Source organism: Streptomyces sp. NPDC004126 (assembly GCF_050275515.1).
Taxonomy (GTDB): domain Bacteria; phylum Actinomycetota; class Actinomycetes; order Streptomycetales; family Streptomycetaceae; genus Streptomyces.
Genome location: NZ_JBNNPF010000031.1, coordinates 39,075 through 45,780 on the forward strand (window position 1 = coordinate 39,075; position 6,706 = coordinate 45,780).

Annotated in this window: 7 protein-coding genes; 2 read left to right on the forward strand and 5 right to left on the reverse strand. The window is 75.3% G+C overall.

The window, feature by feature from the left end; all coding sequences use genetic code 11:
- Window positions 1-13 precede the first annotated feature (13 nt).
- The 3 genes from ACQKM2_RS26295 to ACQKM2_RS26305 all read right to left on the reverse strand — a co-directional run bounded on the left by ACQKM2_RS26295 (window position 14) and on the right by ACQKM2_RS26305 (window position 2,585).
- Entirely contained in the window at window positions 14-1,015 is a 1,002-nt protein-coding gene (locus ACQKM2_RS26295; protein ID WP_427713952.1) for an ABC transporter substrate-binding protein, read from the reverse strand.
- A 77-nt stretch (window positions 1,016-1,092) separates the two neighbouring features.
- On the reverse strand, window positions 1,093-1,809 hold the full coding sequence (locus ACQKM2_RS26300; protein WP_385770537.1) for an ABC transporter ATP-binding protein: 717 nt from the start codon (window positions 1,807-1,809) through the stop codon (window positions 1,093-1,095).
- Window positions 1,806-2,585: an ABC transporter permease gene (locus ACQKM2_RS26305; protein WP_427713954.1), complete on the reverse strand. Its 780-nt coding sequence runs from the start codon at window positions 2,583-2,585 to the stop codon at window positions 1,806-1,808. Before ACQKM2_RS26305 ends, ACQKM2_RS26300 begins: the two co-directional genes overlap by 4 nt.
- Before the next feature lie 153 nt (window positions 2,586-2,738).
- Here ACQKM2_RS26305 and ACQKM2_RS26310 point away from each other — a divergent pair, with 153 nt between their 5' ends.
- Window positions 2,739-3,314, forward strand: coding sequence for a helix-turn-helix domain-containing protein (locus tag ACQKM2_RS26310; protein ID WP_427713957.1), 576 nt, complete (start codon window positions 2,739-2,741; stop codon window positions 3,312-3,314).
- 98 nt (window positions 3,315-3,412) lie between these two features.
- On the forward strand, window positions 3,413-3,862 hold the full coding sequence (locus ACQKM2_RS26315) for a nitroreductase family deazaflavin-dependent oxidoreductase (protein WP_427713960.1): 450 nt from the start codon (window positions 3,413-3,415) through the stop codon (window positions 3,860-3,862).
- A 24-nt stretch (window positions 3,863-3,886) separates the two neighbouring features.
- On the opposite strand, the gene ACQKM2_RS26320 is transcribed toward ACQKM2_RS26315, so the two are convergent.
- Window positions 3,887-4,411, reverse strand: a complete 525-nt coding sequence (locus ACQKM2_RS26320; protein WP_427713962.1) for a GNAT family N-acetyltransferase — start codon at window positions 4,409-4,411, stop codon at window positions 3,887-3,889.
- Between the two features lie 29 nt (window positions 4,412-4,440).
- On the reverse strand, window positions 4,441-6,706 hold a 2,266-nt coding region (locus ACQKM2_RS26325), incomplete at its 5' end, for a D-alanyl-D-alanine carboxypeptidase (protein ID WP_427713964.1).

The window sequence follows — 6,706 nt, forward strand, 5'->3', positions numbered from 1 at the left end:
CCTGGTGGAGGGATCAGCGGAGGGTGACGGCGGCCGGGTCGGCGGCGGTCAGGGGTGCGGGGCGCAGCCGTTCGCGCAGGGCCTGCCGGTCGGCGGCGCCGGGCAGGTTCTGCGCGGCCTTGGCCCAGGCGGCCTCGTCGGCCAGCTGGGCGAGCAGCTCGGGGGTCAGGCTCGCGCCGTACGTGTAGCGGGGGTGGAAGACGTCGACGTAGCCGGCCTGGAGCGCCCCCTTGGACTGGGCGACGACGGCGGCCCGCGCGGCGGCCGGATCCGCCTCGGCGGCCCGCTGCGCGCGCAGCACCGTGCGCAGCACGGCGGTGGCCGCGGCGTCGTCGGCGGCGGGGCCCGAGACGAGCAGGGTGCGGGCGGTGTAGCCGGAGAAGGGGACCTCGGCGTAGCGGTCGGCCAGGGCGGTGCGGGCGGCGTCGTAGAAGCTGGGGAAGGTGACCCCGGCGTCGACGTCGCCGCGGGCGAGCGCCGCCGCGACCTGGTTCGGGGCCAGGTTGACCACGGTCACGTCGGCCGGGGCCAGCCGCTCCGAGGCGAGCATCCGGCTCAGGGCGTACTCGACGTTGGTGCCCTGCGGGACTCCGACCTTGCGCCCCTTGAGCGCGGCGAAGCCGGTGATCCCGCGGTCGGTACGGGTGAGCAGGCGCCAGTCGGAGAACCGCGAGAGGTCGGCCACGATCCGCACGTCCCGCCCGCCCAGCGCGGCCGTCACGGCGGGCAGGTCGCCCACGACACCGAACTGCGCCTGCCCGCCGAGGACGGCGTTGAGCGCGTCCCGCCCGGTGGACAGGGTGGTCACGGTGGCGTCGAGCCCCTCCTCGGCCCAGAGACCCCGCTCCTGCGCGAGGTACACGGGCGCCCCGCCGAGCTGATCGCTCCCGGCCACGGTCACGGCCCGCCGGCCGTTCCCCTCCGGGGATTGCGTGCAGGCGGTGGCGAGCACCGACAGCAGCGCCGCGAGCAGCACGGCGGCCGCCGCGCGGGGTCTGGTTCTGGCACGGGGCATGGCAGGTGTCCTTTCCGGGACGGAGAAGGGGGAGGGGGGAACGGGGGAACGCGGGGGGTACGGGGGCAGGGTCCGGCTCAGCCGGTGGTCAGGTGGCGGGCTATCAGGGCGCGGAGGTCCGGGTCCGGGGGGCCCGGGGGGACGGGGTGGTCCGCCAGGACCCGGCCCGGGGAGGCGCCCAGCACCACCACCCGCCCGGCCAGGGCGAGCGCCTCGTCGATGTCGTGCGTCACGAACAGCACCGTGGTCCCGCTGCGCCGCCACAGCTCCCGCAGCAGGTCCTGCATCCGGCCCCGGGTCAGCGCGTCCAGCGCCCCGAACGGCTCGTCCATCAGCAGCACTTCCGGCTCCGCCGCAAGCGCCCGGGCCAGCGCGACGCGCTGCTGCATCCCGCCCGACAGCTGCGCCGGGTACTTGTGCGCGCCGTCCGCCAGCCCGACCTCCGCGAGCGCGGCCAGCGCCCGTTCGCGCCGTTCCCGGCGCGGCAGCCCGAGCCGTTTCAGGGCGAACTCGACGTTGCCCCGGGCCGTGCGCCACGGGAACAGCGCGTAGTGCTGGAAGACCACCCCCCGCTCCGGGCCCGGCCCCTCCACCGGCACGGACCCCGCCGTCACCCGGCCCGACGCGGGACGGACGAAGCCGGCCACCGTGTTCAGCACCGTGGACTTGCCGCAGCCGCTGGGTCCCAGCAGTGCGGTGAACGACCCCGCCGGGAACACCAGGTCCGTCCGCTCCAGCACGGGCGCCGCGCCGTAGCCCACCGTCAGCCCCTCCAGGCGTACTTCGAGGCTCATGACGCGCTCCAGTGCACGAAGCGGCGCCCGACGGCGGCCAGGACGAGGTCCGCCGCCACGCCCAGCAGGCCGAGCACGAGCAGCCCCGCGAACATCCGGTCCACCCGCAGGAACTGGCCGTCCACCTGGAGCCGGTACGCCAGACCGCTGTCCGCGCCGCCCAGTTCGGCGGCGACCAGGGCCAGCAGCGCCACCGAGGCCCCGTAGCGCAGCGCGGCCAGCAGCGCCGGCGCGGCGGCCGGGAGCAGCACCTCGGTGAACCGCCGGTGCAGCGGCGCCCCCAGCGAACGGGCGGCCCGCAGGTGCGAGACCGGTACCCGCGAGACCCCGTCGTGCACGTACAGCCAGACCGCGAGGAGCACGGCGTACGCGATGAGCAGCCGCTTGGCGCTCTCGCCGATCCCGAACCAGGCCGTCGCCAGTGGTACGAGCGCGATGGCCGGGATCGGCCGGAGGAAGGAGACCACCGGCGTGACGGCCGCAGACAGCCTCGGCAGGTACCCGGTGGCGAACCCGAGCGCGCCGCCCACGACCGCACCCAGCGCGAAGCCCTGCCCCGCACGGGCCAGGCTCGCCGCCAGGTCGCCGGCCAGCACCCCGCTGCGGGCGCTGTCCGCCAGCGCCGCGAGGGTGTCGGCCGGCGTGGGCAGCAGCCCCGGGGCCACCGCGCCCGACCAGGCGAGCAGGGACCAGAGCCCGAGCACGGCGGCGGCCGCGCCGGCCGGCGGGCCGAACCGGCCGAGGGCCCGGCCCGTGGGGGAGGGGGTGGGGTGCACGCGAGCACTCCTCATCTGCTGTCCGGCCGTCGCCGGCCTGTCGTTCATAAGTGAGGTCAATAATTGACGACGCTTATGAACAGGGTGTTGCAGCAGTACGAAACCTCCCGGGCCCACCCGGCCGCCGGAAGCCGATGGGGTACGTTCACCAGCGTGTCCCGCCCCGAACCCACCCCCGAAGCCATAGAGGTAGGCCGCGCGATCCGCGAGTGCCGCACGGCACGCCGGGTCTCCATGGCCGTACTGGCCGCCCGCTCGGGCCTCTCGCAGCCCTTCCTCAGCCAGCTCGAACGCGGACTGGCCACGCCCAGCCTCAGCTCGATCTACCGGATCGCCGAGGCCCTCGACGTGGCCCCCGGGACGTTCCTGCGGCCGCCGGGCCGGCCGGGCGTGGTCAGCCACGAGAGCGACCCGCAGGTCATCCGCGTCAGCGAGGCCGCCCGGCAGGTGGCACAGGTGCTCATCCCGGGCGGGCGCAGCGCGCTGATGGAGGCCTACGAGCACCACTTCGAGCCGGGGCAGGGCGAGCGCGGCTGGTTCGAGCACCCCGGCGAGGACTTCCTCTACGTCCTGGAAGGGGCGGTCGTCCTCGAAGTGCGCGGCGAGGAACCCCTGTTGCTGACCGCCGGCCGCAGCGCCCACCACCGCGGCGACCTGCCGCACCGCTGCGTGCTGGCCGGCGGGGGCACGGCGGCCGCCCGCACCCTGCTCGTCATCGCCACCCCGTGACCCCGTGACCCCGCGGACGGAACGGCGGTCTCCCCGATCGCTCAAGGCTTGTGCTGGAATGTCCCCGCACGGTCCGTACGCGGCAGAGGGTGGACACCATGCCTCTTGAAGGCGAATACGATCCGAGTCCGGCGCGCTGGGTGCGCGAACAGGTCGAGCTGTACGAGAGTTCGGGCGGCACGCAGGGCACGACGCTCTGGGACACCGGCCTGCCGGTCGTCATCGTCACGATGCGCGGCGCGAAGAGCGGCAGGATCCGCAAGATCCCGCTGATGCGCGTGGAGCACGAGGGGCGGTACGCGGCCGTGGCCTCCAAGGCCGGCTTCCCGCGCCACCCGGTCTGGTACTTCAACCTCAAGGCCCACCCGCGGGTCGACCTCCAGGACGGCCCCGAGCGCCGGGTCATGACGGCCCGTGAGATCGCCGGGGACGAGAAGGCCCGCTGGTGGCGGCGCGCGGTCGCCGCGTACCCGCCGTACGCCGAGTACCAGGAGAAGACCGACCGCGTGATCCCCGTCTTCGTACTCGAACCCGACCCCCGGCCGTGAACCGCGCCGCGCCGTGACGGGAGGTCAGGCGCCGCCCGCGGGGGCGTCCTCCGGCGCCGCGTAACAGCGTACGGAGACCAGCCGGTCCGGCGCCCAGCGCTGCTCGACGGTCGCCAGCAGGCTCCAGCCGAGGCGCTCGTACAGGGCGGCGGCCGCGGTGTCGGAGGCCACCACGTCGAGCACCGGGTGCAGCCCGGACTCCCGCGCCCCGCGCACGGCCCGCGCCATCAGCAGGGCGCCGATCCCGTGCCCGCGGGCGCCCGGCGCGACGAACAGCCGGCTGACGACGGCCGTGCCCGCCACGGGCAGCCCCGTCCGCCGGCTCCACAGCTCCGGCGCCGAGTCGCCCGGTCCGCTCCGGCACAGCCCGACGTGGCCGGCCACGCGGCCGTCCCGCTCCGCCACCCAGCTGCCGAGCAGCGCGGGCGGCGACAGCCAGTCGTGCGGCCGCTCGGGCCAGTCCACCGGGTAGCCGTCGCCGTGGTGGACCTCGGCGAGTGCGCGCACGCAGGCGCCGAGGTCCTCGGGTTCACGCGGCCGGACGTCCATCCGGTCATGCAACCACAGCGGGATCCGCCTCAGGACAGGCGGGTGACCCGGGCGCCGAACGAGGGCTCGACCAGGTCGCTCCCCACCGCGACGGGCACGGTCTTCGCACCGTCGCCGTCGCCCACGGTCAGCACCCCCACCTCCGTGCCCGCCTTGGCCTCGTGCGGCAGCGGCTTGGAGCCCTCGCCGAGGGAGAGCCGCAGCTGCTGGCCCGGTACGCCGATCACGGTGAGGTCCTTCACGGCGACGAGCGGGGTCGAGCCGCCGAGACCGTCGGACACGTGGCCCACCAGCTGCCCCTTGCGGATGACGGTGGCCGGGGCGAGGGCCTTGCGGACCGCCTCGATGACCTTGCGGCTGTTCTCCTTCACCAGCTCCAGGCTGTTCGCGCCGTCGGGGTCGGGGCCGTCCACGTGCTGGTCCATCATCGTGCCGAGGATCAGCGGGGTCTCGCCGCCGACCGTCTTGTACGCGGCCCACGACAGGGTGCCGCCCGCGGGGGTGCTCGATCCGGTCTTGATGCCGTTGATGTTCAGACCGGCGAGGAGCAGGCTGCCGTTGTTGTTGATGAGCGGCTTGGACAGCCCCTCGATCGGGGCGCTGGGCATCACCACGACCGTGCGGAAGGCGTCGTCCTTCATCACGGCCTCGGCGAGCTTCAGCTGGTCGACGGCCGTGCTGACGGTGCCGGAGTCCAGGCCGCTGGGGTCCGTGTACGTGGTGCTCGTCATGCCGAGCTCCTTCGCGGCGGCGTTCATCTTCGCGACGAACGCGGCCTCGTCGCCGCCGGTGTCCCAGCGGGCCAGCAGGCGGGCGATGTTGTTGCCGGACGGGATCATCAGCATCTTGATCATGTCCAGCTCGCTGAACTTCTGCCCGGCGGTGAGCCCCTCGATCCGGGACTCGCTGCCGGCGTTGCCCTCGGCCACCGCCTTGGCGTCGACCTCGATCTTCGGGCCCGGCTCGTTCTTGCGCAGCGGGTGGCCCTTGAGGATCACGTACGCCGTCATGATCTTCGCCACGCTGGCCGTCGGCACCGGCTTCTGCTCGCCGAAGGTGCCGATCGTGCCGGAGCCGGGGACGCGCACGGCCGCCTGGCCCTTGGCCGGCCAGGGGATGGAGACCGAGCCCTCGATGGTGTGCGTGCTCTGCGTGGTGGCGAACTGCGGGGCGGGGAGCGGGCGCAGCATCTGGGCCCCCGCGACGGCGGCGCCGAGCAGCAGCACGATCGGCGTCCACACCTTGACGCGGCGCGTGAGGGTGCGGCGCGGGGTCTCCGGCGGGGGAGCGGTGTTGGTCAGCTCGGCCAGCAGTTCGAGCGGCGGCAGCGGGGCCTCACGGGTGGGCTCCAGCACGGCCGGCGCCGGTCGCTGCGCGGGCTGCGGCTGCGGCTGGGGCTGCGGCTCCGTCTGCGGCTTCGGCTTCGACGGCCGGACGGCGTCGGGGTCCTTGAGCGCGACGAACTCGCTGGTCCGCTCGGGGTCGTGCGGTTGCGCTGCCGCGCCCTTGCCGGGGTTCGCGGCACGCGTACGCGGGTCCGGAGCCCCCTTGTCCGGGGCCTTCGCCCAGGAGGGGCGCGGGCGGTCGTCGTCAGCCGGGGTCTCCCGCACACGGGACCCGCCGCCGCCGGCGGCGGGGTCGGCCTGCTGCCCCGGGCGGCGGCCGGACTCCGGCTCGGCGGTGGTGCCGGCTTCCGCATCCGGGCCGGACCCGGCCGACGGACGTACGGCTTCCCGCTCGGCAGGGGCGCCGGTCCCGGACTCGGCGTCGGCGTCCTGGGCGCCGGGGCGCCGAGCAGGCGTGTCCGCTGCCGAGCCCCGCCCGGCGGGGGCGTCGCCCTCGGATTCCGCGTCGGAACCGGCCGCCTCGTCGGCAGGTTCACGCCCAACGGGGGCGTCGTCCTCCGCCCCGCGCCCGGCCGGGGCAGCGGCTTCCGGCTTGGGGGTGGCGCTCTTCGGCTGACGCTCGGCCGGGTCTTCGACCTCGGGCTGAGGGGTGGTCACGTCGCGCCTGGTCAGGGTGCGCGTGGGGGTGTCGGTTGCCGGTTCCGGGGCGGTGTCCTTCGGTTCACGCCCGGCCGGGGCGTCGGCCTCCGGCTTGGGGGCGGTCACCTCGCGCTTGGTCAGGGTGCGCGTGGGGGTGTCGGCTGCCGGCTCAGGGGCTGCGCTCTTCGGCTCGTCCCCGGCTGGGGCGTCGGATTCCGGTTCCGGGGCGGTGTCCTTCGGTTCACGCCCGGCCGGGGCGTCGGCCTCCGGCTTGGGGGCGGTCACCTCGCGCTTGGTCAGGGTGCGCGTG